The organism is Phyllobacterium pellucidum (assembly GCF_013327855.1).
In the GTDB taxonomy this organism is placed as follows: Bacteria; Pseudomonadota; Alphaproteobacteria; order Rhizobiales; family Rhizobiaceae; genus Phyllobacterium; species Phyllobacterium pellucidum.
In genome coordinates, this window is the sequence record NZ_JABUMX010000004.1 from 56,399 (window position 1) to 73,594 (window position 17,196).

The window sequence follows — 17,196 nt, forward strand, 5'->3', positions numbered from 1 at the left end:
GGAGGAATTTTCAAATGACAGCGATCAGCCTCGATAAGATCAAGAAGGTCTATGGCACCGTTCCCGTAATTCATGGCGTCGACATAACGATCGCGAGCGGCGAGTTTCTCGTGCTCGTCGGCCCCTCAGGCTGCGGCAAGTCCACCCTGCTGCGGATGATCGCCGGTCTCGAAGAGATCAGCGGCGGCGAACTGCGTATAGGTGACAAGGTGGTCAATGCACTGCCGCCCTCAGACCGGGATATCGCCATGGTGTTCCAGGATTATGCGCTCTATCCGCACATGAGCGTCGAGGAAAACATGGCATTCGGCCTGAAGATGCGCAGCGAAGGAGCAAGCGAGATCAATACGCGCGTGTCGAGCGCCGCGGATATTCTCAAGCTTCAGGACTACCTCGCCCGGCGCCCGGCGCAGCTTTCCGGCGGCCAAAGGCAGCGCGTTGCCATGGGTCGTGCGATCGTGCGTCGCCCGAAAGCATTCCTGTTTGACGAGCCGTTGTCCAATCTCGATGCGGCGCTGCGCGTCGAGATGCGCCTTGAGATCGCCAAGTTGCATCGGCAGATGCAGGCGACGACTGTGTACGTCACCCACGACCAGGTCGAGGCAATGACCCTGGCCGATCGCATCGTCGTCATGAATGCCGGTCATGTCGAACAGATCGGCAAGCCGCTCGATCTCTATCGGAAACCCGCCAGCCTTTTCGTCGCCCGCTTCATCGGCAGCCCGACAATGAATACACTCGCCGTCGATGTTGCAGAACCCGCCGGCGAAGACCTGGTTGTTCAACTGCCCGCCGGCCGGGCAGCAATTGCGGTTCAAGATCGATCCACCAGGAAGGCGAAAGCTGTTACCTTCGGTGTCCGGCCCGAAGACCTGACGGTGTGCGAGCCGGATAATGCATGGTTTACCGGCGAGTTGGTCGTCGTTGAACGCCTTGGCAGCCAGACGTTCGGCTATCTGGACGCCGGAACTGGAAAACTCATTACTGTAGAGTTTCCGCGCGTAGCCGAGGTCAATGTCGGAGACCGGATCTCGGTGAAGGGGGAGAGCACCAAAGCTCACCTCTTTGACAGTCAAAACGGACAACGCCTGAATTGAGCGCGTTATCTGCTGGCAATCACCTGTTGATACGGACAGCCAGCATATGACCGCACCAGGCTGCGGCCAGCGACAATAAAACGACGGCACCAAGATAGAGCGCGCCGGTAACGATGCTCGCATCAAGCATGAGCAGGTAAGAATCGAGGCTCATCGCCGAAAACGTCGTGAAGCCCCCACAAACCCCGCCCATGACGAAAAGGCGCCCCATCGCACCAACGGGCCACCGTCCCTCGGGACCGGTCGACGTGGCGAATAGCATGATGATGAACGAGCCGACGACATTGACGAAGGTGGTGGTCCAAAGCACGCTTTGACCCAGTCCATCGACGATGACGACGCCCGCCAGAAAGCGCAGCAGCGAGCCAATCGCGGCACCACAGCCGACTGCGAGATACATCCGACCGACCTTCGTTTTTTCCGTCATCCGAGCAAACTGCCTGACCATTCGACAAGACGAAAACCGAGAGCCACGGCGAAGAGGCACAGGAGAGACGAGCCGACGACATTGAAGGCCGCACGACGCATTTCACCACTGAAGGCAAGGTAGAGGCTTTGCAGGCAGAATGACGACACGGTCGTATAGCCGCCCAAGAGGCCGACAACCACAAAATCGCGGAACAATGGGGCGGCAAAAAAACCGCTTGAGTTGCGTCCAAGCCCAGCGACGATCCCGATTATAAGCGCGCCGCTGACATTCACGACAAACGTTCCCCAGGGGAAATATTCATCGAATCTTCTGCCGACGAGCGTCGACAGATAGAGGCGCGCAATACCGCCGACAAACCCGCCGATAAGGACTAGGAGACAGGCTACAGGACTCATCTGGGCGGGTTCCGCGGTAGAAAGCAATTATGACGTGATATTGGTTCCCTGCCGTTTCTGCAATGGCGCCAAATTCGAGGCACCCGTCCTTTAAACGCGGCGGGCACGTAGAGCGGTTAGCCCACCAAACGCATTCCAGATAAGAGATAGCTGGAACAAAGCTCTGCAACAGTGTCTTATAGGTGCGATTTGCCACCTTACTGGCGGCGTAGTCCCGATGCTGAACAGTTTGCATAGCGGCAATCCGTCAGTGGAGCGAAGGCACTTTCGGAGTCATTTAATGTCGACACATGCCAGGTCTATCGCAGCTGCTACGGCGAGTACCTGGTTCGGCTTTGCCGCTTTGTGCATCGGCATGTTCATGGCGATCCTCGACGTGCAGATCGTCTCCACCTCCTTGCCAAATATCCAGAACGCGCTCGACATCGATCCCGATCAGATGAGCTGGATACAGACCGCCTACCTTATCGCGGAGGTGGTCGCCATTCCATTGAACGGCTTTCTCACGCGAACGCTGACGATGCGCTGGCTTTTCGTATGCGGCATCATTCTTTTTACGCTGGCCTCCGTCGGATGCGCCTTGAGCGGCGATTTCTCGGAGTTGCTTGCCTGGCGGATTCTCCAGGGTCTTGCCGGCGGCGCGCTTATACCGCTCATATTTTCGGCGGTGTTCATCCTGTTTCCGGGAAACCTGCAGGGTATCGCCACAACAGCGGCAGGCGTCGTCGCAGTCATGGCTCCTACAGTCGGACCGATGGTGGGCGGCTGGATCACCGAGGCATATTCCTGGCATTGGCTGTTTCTCATCAACGTCATCCCGGGGATCGTCGCAGCTGGCCTCGCGGCTACTTTGCTGCCGCGCGAAGCGACGAAGTTTCAGGAGATTCGGACGCTGGACGTCATGTCCCTGTTGATGATGGCGATTGGCCTCGCCGCCATGGAGATTGGTCTCAAGGAAGCCCCTAAGCGCGGTTGGACCGATGGCATCGTACTCGGGCTTGCCGTTGTAAGTGCCGCAACACTTGCCGGGTTTGTCCGGCGCACCTGGCGCAACAAGGTGCCTTTGGTAAACCTGCGAAACTTCAAGGAACTGAATTTTACGATCGGCTGCGCATTGAGCTTCATTCTGGGCTTCGGACTGTTCGGCTCGGTTTATCTGATGCCCTTGTTCCTGGCCTATGTGCGTGGCCACAGCGCCTTTACGATTGGAACCATGATGCTGGCGACGGGCGTCGCGCAAATCCTCGTCGCGCCGATAGCGGTTTTCCTCGAGCAGCGTATGGATGCGAGAGTCTTGACCGCCATAGGGTATGCTGTCTTTGCCATCGGTCTCGGATGCAGCGCCTTTCAGACGCCGGCAACCGACGGAGATGGCATGTTCTGGCCGCAAATCATACGCGGCGTTGCGATCATGTTCTGCATCTTGCCACCGACGCGTCTCGCACTCGGCAACCTGCCGCATCACCGCATTCCGGATGCGAGCGGCCTTTTCAATCTGATGCGCAATCTCGGCGGTGCCCTGAGCCTGGCCCTGATCGATACGGTGATCTACTCGCGTGCCGCCACACACGGACTGGAGTTGGCCAACGGCCTTCTCATCGGCGATGCGAAGACCGCGGCGTTCGTCGGCATTCCGCTTGACCAACTGCGCGGGGACAGCATGGCAGGGGCTGGCGCCGAGTTGATGTTCAGTCCATTGGTGGCGAAGGCTGCGCTGGTGCAGTCCATCAATGACGCCTGGGCGATGATTGCGCTGATCACCCTCGTCTCCCTTATCGTCGTGCCCTTCGCCCGGCCGATAAAGCGCGATCCCCACGGGGTTGCGACCTGAAGTCAATTGCGGAACCAACCTTCTCGCGGATCGTTGCTCAATATTCACGCGAGGAGGCGAACCCAATGGACGACAATACGATCACGGACGGCGAAATGGCTGCGGATCAGAGCAAGACAAAGCCGAAGACCCGAAGCGCCGCCACTCGGAAGGACACAACCAAGAGCAAGGCTTCTCCACGCAAACAAACCGCCAAAAGTGCTGACTCCGGCTTGGCGGACTATGCTTCGTCCATGGCAACGACGGCTGCGCGGACGGTTCGCCGTCAGGCAGAGTCTGTGGCCGGTCCGGTGCGGCGCAACCCGGGACGAGCGGTGTCGGCAGTCGGCGCAATAGGCATTCTTGGATTTTTCCTCGGCGTGTTGGTCGGTCGCATGACAGCGGAGGATACGCGACGCCGCTGGTATTAAAATGCCGGAGCACCAGCGTGCTGACGGGCCAAGGAGGCAAGAATGAAATTCAATCGACGTAGCGTACTCGCACTGACAGCAGCTTCGGCTGCGACGACACTGTTTGCGCCGGCGGGACGCTCGCGTGCGGCCGCGCCGTTCAAACAACCCGAATTACCTTATGCCGAAGGCGCTCTGGCCCCGGCCATTTCGGCAAGGACTGTCGGACTCCACTATGGCAAGCACCATGCCGGCTATTTCAAGAAGCTGAACACGCTGGTGGAAAAGACCCCTTATGCCGACCTTTCGCTGGAAGAGGTCGTCGTCCGATCGAAGAAACAAGGTGACACCGACATCTTCAACAACGCTGCGCAGGCCTGGAACCACAACCTCTATTGGCAACAATTCAAGGGGGGATCGGCCGCACCAAAGGGCGAGCTGCTCGATGCGGCAAAGACCAGCTTCGGCGGGCCGGACGAAATGCAAAAGAAAATGGTGGCCGAGGGCGACAAGGTCTTTGGAACCGGTTGGGTTTGGCTCGTCAAGGATGGCGACAAGCTGACAATCGTTGGGCTCCAGGACGCAGGAACGCCACTCGCTGATGACAAGAAAGCCCTCGTCGGGATCGATGTATGGGAACACGCCTACTATCTCGATTATGAAAATCGTCGCCCAGAGCATGTTGCTGCGGTTTTGAGCAAGCTCGTCAACTGGGACTATGTCAGCGAACAGTTTGCGGGATAAGCGTTCGAGCCGCTGTTCCGCGTTGTGATTGCGCGTCCAACTTTCGGCCATCATGATCTGCATCGGCTACAATGAAGCCGATGCAGCAAAAATCACGTGCGCTCCCCACCATACGAAGATCTGGTCAACCTCGCTGGTCTGGCCTAAGATGAACGTTTACGAGCACACGGTCTGAGGGGGTCTTTGGCCCCCCAAAATGGGGTTAGTTCGCGTACCTGCGTCTCAATCGCCTTCGCTAAACCCATACTAACAAAATCATAGCGTTCGCATATTATCGGCGGACTGCCCTGCCGATCCTCATAAACGGGAGAGTGCGCCATGGCTGTTGCCATCAAAATCAATGGAAATACCCACAGCGTCGATGTCGACGACGATACCCCTCTTCTGTGGGTCCTACGGGATGTGCTGGGTATGACCGGCACGAAATTCGGTTGCGGGATGGCGCTTTGCGGCGCCTGCACCGTTCAGATCGACGGTGTCGCCACACGCTCCTGCATTACGACAGTCGATAGCCTTGGCGAGTCCGAGGTGACGACGATCGAAGCGATCGGCTCGACTCCAGCGGGCGCCAAAATACAGAAGGCGTGGCTCGAGCACGAGGTTCCCCAATGCGGCTACTGTCAATCCGGCCAGATCATGTCGGCATCGGCGTTGCTGGCTGCCAACCCGAACCCGACGGACGCCGATATCGATGATGCCATGAGCGGCAATATCTGCAGGTGCGGTACCTATGTTCGCATTCGCGCGGCCATAAAGCTTGCAGCACAATCGGCCGGAAATGGAGGTTGACGACCATGACCATCGATCACGCCTTGACCGAAAGGGGTTCACGCCAGTCTCTGTTGCCGGCAAATCTCTCCCGCCGCAGCTTCCTTAAGGCAAGTGCGGCCATCGGCGGTGGACTTGTCTTGAGCCTGCACCTGCCATCATCAAGAAATACAGCGAGGGCGAGCGAAGCCGCAGGCTTCGAGCCAAACGCCATCATTCGCATTGATGGCAATGGCGAGGTTTTCCTGACGATGCCCTATGTCGAAATGGGCCAGGGCACCTATACTGCGATCCCCATGCTGATAGCCGAAGAACTTGAAGTGAGCCTGGACAAGGTTCACCTCGAACATGCGCCCCCGAATGAACAGTTTTATGCAAATCCGCTGCTCGGGGTCCAGGCCACGGGTAATTCGAACGCCATGCGGGGTGCATGGAAACCAATGCGGGAGGCGGGTGCAACCGCGCGCATGATGTTGGTTGCAGCGGCCGCCAAGGAGTGGAGTGTCGATCCGGGTACTTGCCGCGCGCAGGGCGGTGAGGTGATACACGATGAGACCGGCAAGCGACTGACATATGGAGCACTGGTCGGCGCGGCAGCGAACATGCCGGTGCAGAAAGATGTCGCGCTGAAATCGGCCGATAGTTTCACGTTGATAGGCAAGCCAATCAAGCGGCTCGACACGCCGACAAAGGTCAACGGCACCGCCATTTATGGCATCGATGTCCGGCCGCCCGGGGTAAAGATCGCAACGCTTGCGCAGTCTCCGGTCTTTGGCGGCAGGGTGAAGAGCCTCGATGACGCTGCCGCTCTGGCCGTTAAGGGCGTGCGTCAGGTTGTAAGGCTTGACGATGCTGTCGCAGTCGTGGCCGATCATATGGGCGCTGCAAAAAAGGGCATGGAAGCCCTGCAGATCGAATGGGATGACGGCCAGCACGCTTCGCTTGCCACCGAGGATATTGCCCGCGAGCTCGACAAGGCGACAATGAGCCCAGGTGCCGTTGCACAGAATATCGGCGACGTGGACAAGGCCATGGGCAGCGCGGTCACGCGGGTCGAGGCGAGCTATCAGTTGCCGTTCCTGGCACATGCGCCGATGGAGCCGATGAATTGTACCGTGCATTTCCGCAAGGATGAATGCGAGATCTGGATCGGGAATCAAGCGATCGCGCGGGTTCAGGCGATGGCGGCGCAGGCGGCTGGTCTGCCGCAGGAGAAGGTCATTGTTCACAACCACCTGATCGGTGGCGGCTTTGGCAGGCGCCTTGAGGCGGATGGCGCGGTCCGCGCCGTGGAGATCGCCAAGCAAGTCGATAGTCCGGTAAAAGTGGTATGGACGCGCGAGGAAGATATCCAGCACGACCTATACCGCCCCTACTGGTTCGATCGCCTTTCAGCTGGGCTCGACGACAAGGGTAGGCCAATTGCCTGGAAGAACCGGTTCGCCGGATCGTCCGTGATTGCGCGGTGGCTGCCCCCAGGCTTCAAGGATGGGCTCGATCCGGACTCGACCGAAGGAGCCATCGATCTCGTCTACGATTTGCCGAACTTTCATGTCGAATATGTGCGGGCGGAGCCTCCGGCCATTCCGACTGGATTCTGGCGCAGTGTCGGCCCCTCGCACAATGTTTTCGTAACCGAAAGCTTCGTCGACGAACTGGCTGCTGCGGCAAAACAGGACCCCGTTGCTTACAGGCGGGCGCTTCTCGACAAGTCGCCCCGCGCTAAGGCCGTTCTCGACCTTGCGGCCGAAAAAGCCGGATGGGGGAGCACGCTCCCCGAGGGAAGCGGACGCGGGGTTTCGCTGCAGTTTGTCTTCGGCAGCTACATGGCACAGGTTGCCGAGGTCGAAGTGGCGAAAGACGGCACTGTCCAGCTTCGACGCGTCGTCTGCGCGATGGATTGCGGCACCCCCGTCAACCCGAATACGATCGAGGCTCAAATCCAGAGCGGCATCATCTTCGGAGCGACGGCAGCACTCTATGGGGAAATTACGCTCAAGAACGGGCGTGTCGAGCAGACCAATTTCGACTCCTACCAGATGCTGCGCATCAACGAAGCACCGGCCATCGAGGTTCACATTATGGCGAGCACGGAACCACCGGGAGGGATGGGCGAGACCGGTACATCGGCAATCGTCCCCGCAATCGCCAATGCAATCTATGCAGCAACCGGGACGCGTCTGCGCAAGATGCCGGCAAATCCTGGTCTTCTGAAACGGGCTTAAGTTCAACGGCAATACCTACCAACACGGGGAGGGAATTATGACAAATGCAGGCGTGGACATGAAGTTGGAGATTGTCGTCATCCCTGTTTCGGACGTCGACAGGGCGAAGGAATTCTATTCAAGCCTCGGCTGGCGGCTCGACGCCGATTACCCTGCCGACGACTTTCGCGTCATTCAGTTCACGCCGCCGGGTTCGGGGTGCTCCGTCATTTTCGGTAAGAACGTCACTGCTGCAGCTCCAGGTTCAGTTAAGGGGCTCTATCTCATTGTTTCCGACATCGAGGCAGCGCGCACCGAGTTGATCGGCCACGGAGTCAAGGTCAGCGAAACATTTCACCATGCCGGCGACACCTATACCGGATCCGACGAACCCTACCTGTTTGGCAGTGTCCGGGTCAGCGGCCTTGATCCCGAACGGGGTACCTACCGTTCGTTCGCGTCATTCAGCGATCCTGACGGCAATGGCTGGCTATTGCAGGAAATCACGGCACGGCTGCCGGGGCGCGTCGACGCGGACAACACCTTGTTCAATTCCTCGTCCGAGCTTGCTGCCGCCTTGCGCCGGGCAGCAACCGCGCATGGCGAACATGAGAAGCGCGAGGGCGGCAAGCACGACGAGAACTGGCCGGATTGGTACGCCGAATACATCGTGCGCGAGCAGGCCGGGAAGGAACTGCCGCTTTAGCGAACCCGGCGCGAAAGCCCAACCCGCTCGGACGATGCGCAATCATACGCCACTTCAAATGGACGCCTGACGCATTTTGCGCCGGGCGAAGCTGCGTTGCGGCCGGAAAGCATTTCTTACATAGTGGCTTGCGCGCGCAAGTGGCCTCCCATGGACGCCACCATAAGGAGATGGGGAAATATGGGCGATCACACCGATACGAGTCATGTGGAGATGGTGGTCCTCATGACACCGGACATGGCGAATTTCAGCGGCAAGGTCCACGGCGGCGCGCTTCTCAATCTTCTCGACCGCGTCGCTTTCTCCTGTGCCTCGCGCTTTTCCAAGCAATATGCGGTGACTCTATCGGTAGACCAGGTGGTGTTTCGCCAACCCATCCTTGTCGGTGAACTCGTAACGTTCCGCGCCTCGATCAATTACGCGGGACGAACCTCAATGGAAGTGGGCATTCGGGTGGAAGCGGAAGACATCCGCAGCGGCGTCCGCCGGCACACCAATTCATGCTACTTCACCATGGTGGCCGTGGATGAAGAAGGTAAGCCGACCGCCATTCCAGCGTATGATCCACAATCTGAGACTGCAAAGAGACGATTGCGGGCAGCGGAAACGCGGCGGAGCCTGCGCCGCGAGTTCGAGACGCGGTTCAAGGAGGCCGCTTCTTCTGAAAGCGCTGGCGAGGGCTAGCGCCGCCAACCCTTCTTCCGCGTCGTCCTCAGGGGAACCCCCGCTACTTCCAAAGTAGTATGATTTCTCTCGAAGTGCATATTTTTCAAGCAATTGCTACGCCTAATTCATCAGCTGGCAAGCACTAACCATGAGCGTTTCTGGCGCCCGCAGTTCATGTAGGATGATCTTGGGCCAATATCGGTAGAAACCGCACCAATAACAAAATGGAGGGGCATGATGTCATCAGGTAAAAGACAAAACTCACCGCACAACCGAGCGCGAAGACATTTCCTTGGCGTGGCGGGTGCAATCACAGCAACAGTCGTTGCTTCTTCGGCGGCGGACGCGATGGGTCACAAGACCTGGAGAAAAGGAGGCAACAAGGGCTCCGGATCGGGTTCAGGCTCCGGTTCCAGCGGCCAGAATTGCTTTCTGCGCGGCACTTCGATCATGACGCCGACAGGCGAAGCGGTGATCGAGGAACTCAAGGTGGGTGATCTGGTGGTCACAATGCGAGGCCATGCAGTGCCCATCAAATGGGTCGGGCATCAACGCTACAAAAACGGCGGAAAATCCTGGCATGAAAGCGTTGTTCCCATCAAGGTTTCGCGCCATGCGCTCGACGATCGTACGCCGCACAAAGACCTTTACCTCTCTCCCAACCATGCGCTCTATATTGATGGCGTCCTTATCCGCGTGAAGGACCTCGTAAACGGGGCTACTATTGCTCCTGCTACTCCCAGCCGCGGCGAGGTGCTCGACTACTACCATATCGTACTGGATACCCATGAAGTGATCCAGGCGGAAGGGTTGGCTGCCGAGACGCTTCTCGTCAGGGAAAGCAATTATGAGCACTTCACCAATTTCGCGGATTACAAGCGCCTATATGCCAACGAAGCGCCTGTGGCCATGACGCCATTTGCACCGATCGTCGGTTACGAGGGTGGCCGCGAACACCTCAAGGCACTGCTCCGCATCTGGGCTTCGCCGTTCGTCAAGGTAAGCGATCCGATCGAAAAGGCCTATCAGAGGATTGCAGCGCGGGCCGATCAGCTCGTCAGCTGATCCTGACCGCTGAGGGGCGGCATCTGACCGCCCCCTAGCCTTTGCCAGCGCCATATTTGCCAATGCGACGGCCGGCCGTCTCGCTGACCAACAGGATCTGTTCAGGAGCCGGGAGCGAACTATCCGGCCTGCTCCAGATGGGCTCAGTCGCATCTCCTTGTCGAAGCAAGGCCGGCGCTGCAGTCCCTGGCAGGCGCTTTCTTCGTCGTGGTGTTCTGCGACACCCCAAAGGTCCCGCTGAGCTGATCCCCGTAATTGTCTCGCGTTGCTTGATCGACAACCGCGACCGGGGCAGCCAATATCAATCCGGCAGCGCCGCCTGCGGCGGCTGCCGTTCCGGTTGTCGCGGCGAGAATCTGATCGCCGAGACCTGTCTTGCTGTCGGTCAGCGTCTGGCCCTCGGAAATGCGCTGGCCGATGAGTTGCACAATCTCCGGTGATTCAGCAAACTTCGAGTGGTGGAGATCGTCGCCGGCCTTGATCTTGGTGAGATCGATGACGGCGATCTTGTTGTTCTCGAGTTCTGCTTTGTAAGGCGCCTGCTCTGGATCGATCGACCCAAGCCGCGGAATGTCCCCCCAGATACGCCGCGACAGCGCCAAGGCGCGATCATCGCGCGACACAAACAGTGTGAAGCGGGGATGCTGGCTTCCCATATCCGCAATCTGCGACCGGAAAACGTCGACATCGACATCGGGTGCCGCCAGCATCACATTGGTGAATTTCGCAGGCAGCTTGCCATTACGGATCGCCATCTGGCGGAGAGACTCGAGTGCGAGCCAGTTTCCCATCGAATGCGCCAGCACGGAGACTTCCTTAACCTCTGGATCCCGCGCCAGATACTGGAACAGGTTTTCGAGGGCATTGCGCGTGTAATTGGTGCTTTCCCGATCGTAGCCATAGGCGAGAAGGCTTCCGCGCGAGGGCCATGTCACAAGTATCGGCGCACTATGAACGCCCGAATCCTTTACGATCTGCGCAAAGCGGAAAACGGAACTTTCGAACCTGTTGTTAAACCCATGGACAAATACGAGAACGCTGCGATCAGGGGATTTTCTTACCCCCGTACGGAGCCATTGCTTGGCTTCATCCAGGGTCAAATCATCTGTCTTCAGCGTCGCAAAATCTGTTGCCGGGTTGGGAGGAAGTCGCTTCGGCCAAGCCACTTCACCCTCCTTGCGCACCGTCTTTGGCGGGATCGAAACGGTGATGTCAGCAAATGCCGGCGCGAGCCCCCGCTCGCCGCTGAACATTTCGCCGGGATTGGTGGAGCGCTTGCGGGTCGTCGTGACGAGCATATCAACCTGGCTTGCTGCTGGCGCGGTCTCGGCAACCGGCGCCAGCACGTTTTTCGGATGGCTCGCACAACCTGAAGCGAGAATGGCCAACAATAGAATGAACGCCCCATATCGACGTTCAGAACGCATGACTTTTTTACACAACTGCATCAGATGGCACCGCTCCCACTCATGGCCTTAACAATAGTACACGCCGACGGCACAGCGGCGAACTGTTCGCCGGGCGACTCCTGCTACACTCACAGGCGTGAGCGGACGTCCGATCCTGGCGTCGGCGGGCGTAACGAAACCGGATATGCCCGGGACCGACAATTCGAAACCGGCTTCCAACACGAACAGCCCGACGATCGCCGTCAATACCACTATCCTTAACTTCCTTGAGGTTTTCATTTGCTGCCTCCTACGGCGAAGTGTTGTGGAAGTTCGTCGATATCGCCCAATTTCTTGAGATCGACCTGCTTGGCATCCGTGGCGTTCTTGAATCCGAAGTCAGCTGCCGAGACGTCTGTCCCCGACTTCCAGTCGCTGATCTGAATGCTGTATTGCGGCCCCTGGTCTACTTTTTTCGCCGTGATGACATATCTGCAGGGATAAGGATGGTCGCCCTGGGCAATCCAGAACTGCCAGTCAACCTCCTTGGCCCGGAACGCAAGATGATCGCATTCGGTCCCGCCGATTACGCCGCTCCCGAGGTCCTTCACATTCGTGACATCCCGCATCAGTTCATCGTAGACGTTTGGTAGGAGCAGGTCGGCGCCGGGCACAGGACGATGCAGTTTATCCCGCAGTTCGTCGATGAGATGATCGATGCTGCCGGGCGAATCCACTTGCGTATATACATTGGCATCCTTGCCAAACAGGGTCACCGTCTTGCCATCGAAGGTCATTTCCACATTGGCGAATCCGCCATGCCGCGTCGCACGGATCTTGTCGGGACGGTCGAGTTCGATCGTTCCGGAACTTGCCAGCAGGAGTTTCTGGTGTTCCTTGGTGACGACCTCGAGATTGGTGTCGTAATTGAACGAGATCTGCTTTTGCGCCGTGACGTAGTCGGACATTGCCTTGAGCAATTTCTTGGCGTCCGCCTCGTCGGCACTTGCTGCGGATAATGTTGCCGCTACTGCATAAAGCGCCACCGCCGCTACCGACAGGGTTGTCGCAGCGAACCGCTTAACGTTTCGAGCCATCTTCTGCATTGAAGCATCCTCCCTGTTTCGCCCGCTTAAGCAGGCAGGAACAACACTATGCGCTGTGATGCCATTAAGCTCGTAGTATCGGGTATGTTACCCCCCGCGCCACGCCCCTACCGAGATGGAGCAGACGCAGCCGCCGGCACCGCGCCCGCCGCTGCTTCTGCGCCGGGCGGCAGCAGCAGCCCTGCCTTGCGAATGCCTGCGATCATGCGGGCCTGATCATTCGGTTGAATATTGCGGAGCTTGAGTTCGGTTACGAGGTTTGGAATGAACCCCGGGCGCATGGCGACGAACGTGTCGCCTTCTCGTTTTGCCTCTTCCATCATCCCTTTTTCTGCGTAGATGACGGCAGCGACCAGATGAAAGAGGGGAAATTTCTCGAGGTTCGCCTGACGGATTTCGATAAGCGCCGTATCGTAATCTTCGAGCATATAGGCAGCGAGGGCGCGATTGCCGTGGTAGTAGCCGGCGCCGCCTGGATTGAATGCGAGTGCCTGGTCCAGGACCTGTGCGCCTTGCTTCCATTCGCCGCCCATGGCGAGGCGAACCCCGTATTCACCCATGAGTTCGGTATCGTTGGGATTGATGGCAAGCGCCTCTTCGCCCACGCGCATCGATTCCGCCAGTTGCTGATTGAAGAACAGAGCGGTCATCAGCGCCTGGAGGGCCCGGCTGTTGTCAGGCTCGAGTTCGACGGCGCGCCGGGCGGCCTGTAACGCACGTTGGAGTGCGGGTTGTGAATTCGACCGAGGATTGTAGCCGAACCTATCCTCGTCCAGATAGACGATCGACAGCATTGCCCAGGCTGTTGCGTAGGTCGAATAACGCGCAACAGCTGTTTCCAGGCACGCGCGGACATTGGCGTGGCGTTCAACGCTGAGCTCGGCGCGGTAGGCATAGAAGCGAAGGGTGCACCCGTACGCGTCGAGATCATCTGGCGGCGGATTCGCCGTATTGACTTGCGTGATTATGCCGTATGGCTGGGCTATGGCTTTCGCGACCTTGTTTGCGACATCGGTCTGGATGGCAAAAAGGCCACGCGAGCGAAGATCATCCTCATAAGTGTCTGACCAAAGAATAGCATTTGTCGCTGTATCGATAAGCCGGGAAGTCACTCGCACGCGATCGTCGGATATACGCACGCCCCCGGTCAGCAGGTATCGTGCCCCGAGCTTGCCGCGTATATGCGACGCGTCCACGCCGGTTGGCAAAGCCTCGGATGTTTCCCGCCCAAACACTTTGAGTTCCTTGAAGCGGGGCAGCGCCGTCAACAGCTCTTCCGTCAGCCCCAGCGCATAAAGATTGGCCTGTGAGCTCTCGCCGAGATTGGCAAAGGGCGCGACGACGAGCGACGGTTCATTCGGAACCGACGTGAATGAGGCGCCTGGATCGAACACCGTGCGGGCAAACGTCCAGTAACCGAGTAATGCAATTGCAATTGCAGCCGCGAGCATCCACGCAGCCAGCCTACCGGGGCGGGCGAACAGGGATTTCGGAGGAGCCACGACGGGAGCAACGGCAGGCTCTGCCACCGTCCCGGCTTCGTTCCAGGAGAAATACGGGACGTACTTGCCCTTTGGTATATCGATCCTTACCGGATCATCCTTGCCGGCGATCAGATAATAACGCTCAAGCGTACGGCGCAGACGGCCCGCCTCGATCCGTACAACCGGATCGTCCTGGTTAAAGCCTTCGTCGCGATTGAAAACCTCAATGGCGATGGAATAGCCCTTGATGCGCTCGGCACGCCCTGCAAGCGTCTCTTCAACGACGTAGCGAAGAAAGGCATGCGCATGTCCTGCATTGGGGAATTCAGGACTGGCAATCATGCGATCCAATTGGGCGCGGATATCCTCCGGAGCGGGCGGCACGCGTTGTGCGCCGGCTGCCTGTTCAGTCCGGGCCTCCATTTGGTCCTGCATTCTTTCATCCCCCGATGAACAGAAACCACCCGCATCTTCTAGTTGTATGCTACGGTAACCTACTCCCCAAATGCCTCCCCGTCCACGATAGTAAGTTCGAAACTCCTTTTGCTCCGGAAAGGGAGCTCTTTGACATGGATAGAGGGGTAGTGGCTGCGAAAAGGCGATTTCCTTTCCGAGGTCAAGCGATAGAGGAACGTGCCGCCCGCGATGATGAGTTCCGCGAACTGTGTGCCGATTTCGCGGACGCGGAGGTGGAACTGTGCCGTTGGGAGCAATCGACGGAGCCAAAGCGCAATGAGCGTTATGCCGAGTATCTGCAACTCGTGGACGACCTTGCAAGCGAGATCGGCGCGGCGCTCGATCGTGCTGCCATCATCCCGTTCCACAGACGTGGGCCCCGAACCTGACAGCCTCGCGCTCAGTTGGCGTTCTTTTCCGCCGGCGATGGCACCCCGACCCGAATGAGGCGGGAAAAATCCTGCGACAAGCCGGCAGCATTTGCCCGCTCGTCGATATGAGCGCGGGCACGCAAATCTGCGAGCGAATAGCTTTTGTCGAGCGCCCCGTGGTCGTAAGCATATTCAGGCAAATAGCCATTGACGATCAGCCGCCAGTCGAAAGGGACGACGTCGCCGACGGCACGCATCATCTTGACGACCGTCGTCGTACAGTTCGTCGTGATCGAATTATAGAATTCCGGTGACGTCGACAGGGCGTTGGCATCGGCAACGTATTCGAGAAGCAGCGCTCTTGCGGCCGCCGGTCCCGCCCTCAGGCGGTAAATCTGCACATCCTCGCCGCGAAAATTCGATCTGACGCCAATTACGTCGCGCTCGTCGGCCGCGATGATGACGAGAGGATCACTCTTGAATAGGTCAGCTATCGGCGAGAACGCGCCGCCCACACGCCGCTTTACCTCAATCGACCATGCAACATATTGATCCTGCTCGAAACCAAAACTCATTATGACATGCGCAATATTGGGATTGCCCCAATAGGACATGAAAAGATCAGCGGTCTGGAGTTTGCTGAGGTCGTAGCTGCGGGTCGACCAGCGTTCGACGAAATCCGTCTTGCCGCGCCATTCGAATTCGCGAACATTTGTTAGCGTCAGCACATTGCCATCCATCGTGCCGGTTACCTGCCGCGACACTTCAGGTGCCCAATCTGCCTGGGCCGGCGGTCGTATCGTGCTCCACCAAAGTAATAGGGCCGCGAATGCGATCAGAAAGGTGGCAAGGCCGCGAAACATCCTGCGCGTGAACATGGCAATGATGGCTACGATGCCGAGAATGGCGAAGACGCACCCCGCAAGCGCGCGTAGATATTCGGGCCCCGGCAGGCGGTACCAAAGCGCGAGCGCCGCCCATGCCGTCGCCAGCACAATGACCAGCGACAGGATGGTTGCGATCAGAATGCGCGCTACAAGCCGCAACAAGCCCCCTTCGCTGGCACTATTTCACCATGCCAAGGTTGATCAGCTGGACCCGGCGGTTTGACGCTGCCTTCGGATTGGCGGCATCGACCGGCATTTCCTTGCCCACGCCCACAGCATAAAGTCGATCGGGCGAAACGGCAAAAGTTGTGGTCAATGCCTCCCGGATCGCGTCTGCCCGTTCCTGGCTGAGCTTTAGGTTATGCCTGGCATCACCTGTCGAACTTGTGTGCCCGACGACGAGGAACTTGTAGAACATGAGGTTCGGATGATGCAGCGCATCGGCGATAAGTCCTACCGTCCGGTAGGACTGCGGCTCTATCGCGACGGAATCGTTCTCGAAGTCGATCTCGACAAGCAATTGCGCGAGATGAGTGAGTTGGCTCCAGTTCGGCTGGTTCGCCACCCCCTTGCCGACATTGGCGTTCGCTTCTTCCATGAGCAATGCGATATCGATCGCCGGTGCCTCGGATGATACCTGGCTCAAGCTGGTAACGAGCTGGCGGTCGGTAAGCTGCTGCGCCGCGACAGGACCGGCAGCGAGCAAGAGGCCAAGCGCCAGGCCGGCGCGAAGTCGATGAGCAAGCATTCTTTGTCTCCCTAAGCCGCGCATGGTTCAACGCCATCCCGCATCGGTAATCGCCTGGTTGCACTTTCCGTTGTCGATCCGCTTCGTCTTCAAGAGACAGGCGAGAATATTGCCTTCGCCCTTTACGCCCTTGCAGAACTCGGCCGCGTCATGTTCGCAAAGCTTGAAAAAACCAGTCTGCGCGGCTTGCCGCTGACTGATCGAGGCAGTGACCGAAGTCAGCGTGGAGGTGCAGGTTGGCGAAACCTTCGCCTCGTTTTTCTGCAGGCAGTCCTGAATGCGGTTGTTGCCAAGGTTGAGACCGCTGCAAAGCTTCTTGATATCCTTGCCGCAGTCCTTGGCAAGCGCACTGACCGCATCGGCGTAGCTGATCGTATCCGCTGAGCTGATCCCGGCCATGAAAAGCGTCACGATTGCCACCGCTCCGCTCATGAGGCGTAGTCTCTTCATCACAAATTACC

At 58.4% G+C, this 17,196-nt stretch carries 19 protein-coding genes; 10 read left to right on the forward strand and 9 right to left on the reverse strand.

Annotated elements, in window-relative coordinates:
- Window positions 1-14 precede the first annotated feature (14 nt).
- Window positions 15-1,097 (forward strand): ABC transporter ATP-binding protein, encoded by a 1,083-nt coding sequence (locus tag HQ945_RS16820; RefSeq protein ID WP_091923197.1) that lies wholly within the window; start codon window positions 15-17, stop codon window positions 1,095-1,097.
- Between the two features lie 19 nt (window positions 1,098-1,116).
- Here the strand turns inward: HQ945_RS16820 and crcB (HQ945_RS16825) are convergent, their stop codons facing one another.
- Together crcB (HQ945_RS16825) and crcB (HQ945_RS16830) are read right to left on the reverse strand one after the other, a co-directional pair.
- Window positions 1,117-1,524: a fluoride efflux transporter CrcB gene (gene crcB / locus HQ945_RS16825; protein WP_113281269.1), complete on the reverse strand. Its 408-nt coding sequence runs from the start codon at window positions 1,522-1,524 to the stop codon at window positions 1,117-1,119.
- Window positions 1,521-1,922 carry a fluoride efflux transporter CrcB gene (crcB, locus tag HQ945_RS16830; RefSeq protein WP_174208308.1) on the reverse strand — a complete coding sequence of 134 codons (402 nt, stop codon included), beginning with the start codon at window positions 1,920-1,922 and terminating at the stop codon, window positions 1,521-1,523. The genes crcB (HQ945_RS16825) and crcB (HQ945_RS16830) overlap by 4 nt, the downstream gene beginning before the upstream one ends.
- Before the next feature lie 280 nt (window positions 1,923-2,202).
- Here crcB (HQ945_RS16830) and HQ945_RS16835 point away from each other — a divergent pair, with 280 nt between their 5' ends.
- The 8 genes from HQ945_RS16835 (at window position 2,203) to HQ945_RS16870 (ending at window position 10,295) form a co-directional block, all read left to right on the forward strand.
- The gene (locus HQ945_RS16835) at window positions 2,203-3,753 is read left to right on the forward strand and encodes a DHA2 family efflux MFS transporter permease subunit (RefSeq protein ID WP_113281271.1); all 1,551 of its coding nucleotides are present in this window, start codon (window positions 2,203-2,205) and stop codon (window positions 3,751-3,753) included.
- 65 nt (window positions 3,754-3,818) lie between these two features.
- Window positions 3,819-4,163: a hypothetical protein gene (locus tag HQ945_RS16840; RefSeq protein WP_113281272.1), complete on the forward strand. Its 345-nt coding sequence runs from the start codon at window positions 3,819-3,821 to the stop codon at window positions 4,161-4,163.
- 42 nt (window positions 4,164-4,205) lie between these two features.
- Window positions 4,206-4,886 (forward strand): superoxide dismutase, encoded by a 681-nt coding sequence (locus HQ945_RS16845; protein ID WP_174208309.1) that lies wholly within the window; start codon window positions 4,206-4,208, stop codon window positions 4,884-4,886.
- 318 nt (window positions 4,887-5,204) lie between these two features.
- Window positions 5,205-5,675: a (2Fe-2S)-binding protein gene (locus HQ945_RS16850; RefSeq protein WP_091950926.1), complete on the forward strand. Its 471-nt coding sequence runs from the start codon at window positions 5,205-5,207 to the stop codon at window positions 5,673-5,675.
- A gap of 5 nt (window positions 5,676-5,680) precedes the next feature.
- Complete coding sequence (locus HQ945_RS16855) at window positions 5,681-7,879, forward strand: xanthine dehydrogenase family protein molybdopterin-binding subunit (RefSeq protein ID WP_174208310.1); 2,199 nt, start codon at window positions 5,681-5,683, stop codon at window positions 7,877-7,879.
- Between the two features lie 37 nt (window positions 7,880-7,916).
- On the forward strand, window positions 7,917-8,564 hold the full coding sequence (locus HQ945_RS16860) for a VOC family protein (protein ID WP_091923208.1): 648 nt from the start codon (window positions 7,917-7,919) through the stop codon (window positions 8,562-8,564).
- A 180-nt stretch (window positions 8,565-8,744) separates the two neighbouring features.
- Complete coding sequence (locus tag HQ945_RS16865; RefSeq protein ID WP_113281274.1) at window positions 8,745-9,248, forward strand: acyl-CoA thioesterase; 504 nt, start codon at window positions 8,745-8,747, stop codon at window positions 9,246-9,248.
- A 219-nt stretch (window positions 9,249-9,467) separates the two neighbouring features.
- Window positions 9,468-10,295 (forward strand): Hint domain-containing protein, encoded by an 828-nt coding sequence (locus tag HQ945_RS16870; protein ID WP_113281275.1) that lies wholly within the window; start codon window positions 9,468-9,470, stop codon window positions 10,293-10,295.
- 143 nt (window positions 10,296-10,438) lie between these two features.
- Here HQ945_RS16870 and HQ945_RS16875 read toward each other — a convergent pair whose 3' ends face one another.
- The 4 genes from HQ945_RS16875 to HQ945_RS16885 form a co-directional block, all read right to left on the reverse strand.
- Window positions 10,439-11,722 (reverse strand): alpha/beta hydrolase, encoded by a 1,284-nt coding sequence (locus tag HQ945_RS16875; protein ID WP_036814629.1) that lies wholly within the window; start codon window positions 11,720-11,722, stop codon window positions 10,439-10,441.
- Window positions 11,723-11,770: 48 nt separating this feature from the next.
- Window positions 11,771-11,983, reverse strand: coding sequence for a hypothetical protein (locus HQ945_RS22910; protein WP_036814631.1), 213 nt, complete (start codon window positions 11,981-11,983; stop codon window positions 11,771-11,773).
- Entirely contained in the window at window positions 11,980-12,780 is an 801-nt protein-coding gene (locus tag HQ945_RS16880; RefSeq protein ID WP_425500670.1) for a DUF2092 domain-containing protein, read from the reverse strand. Before HQ945_RS16880 ends, HQ945_RS22910 begins: the two co-directional genes overlap by 4 nt.
- Window positions 12,781-12,896: 116 nt before the next feature.
- Window positions 12,897-14,708 (reverse strand): adenylate cyclase, encoded by a 1,812-nt coding sequence (locus tag HQ945_RS16885; RefSeq protein ID WP_246272707.1) that lies wholly within the window; start codon window positions 14,706-14,708, stop codon window positions 12,897-12,899.
- Between the two features lie 134 nt (window positions 14,709-14,842).
- Between HQ945_RS16885 and HQ945_RS16890 the strand changes: the two genes are divergently transcribed.
- Window positions 14,843-15,118 carry a hypothetical protein gene (locus HQ945_RS16890; protein WP_081815903.1) on the forward strand — a complete coding sequence of 92 codons (276 nt, stop codon included), beginning with the start codon at window positions 14,843-14,845 and terminating at the stop codon, window positions 15,116-15,118.
- A gap of 11 nt (window positions 15,119-15,129) precedes the next feature.
- On the opposite strand, the gene HQ945_RS16895 is transcribed toward HQ945_RS16890, so the two are convergent.
- From HQ945_RS16895 to HQ945_RS16905, 3 genes are read right to left on the reverse strand one after another with little or no spacing between them, the layout of a single operon-like run.
- On the reverse strand, window positions 15,130-16,149 hold the full coding sequence (locus HQ945_RS16895) for an Lnb N-terminal periplasmic domain-containing protein (protein ID WP_113281276.1): 1,020 nt from the start codon (window positions 16,147-16,149) through the stop codon (window positions 15,130-15,132).
- Window positions 16,150-16,165: 16 nt separating this feature from the next.
- Complete coding sequence (locus HQ945_RS16900) at window positions 16,166-16,735, reverse strand: OmpA family protein (RefSeq protein ID WP_113281277.1); 570 nt, start codon at window positions 16,733-16,735, stop codon at window positions 16,166-16,168.
- 27 nt (window positions 16,736-16,762) lie between these two features.
- Window positions 16,763-17,167, reverse strand: a complete 405-nt coding sequence (locus HQ945_RS16905; RefSeq protein WP_228020112.1) for a hypothetical protein — start codon at window positions 17,165-17,167, stop codon at window positions 16,763-16,765.
- Window positions 17,168-17,196 lie beyond the last annotated feature (29 nt).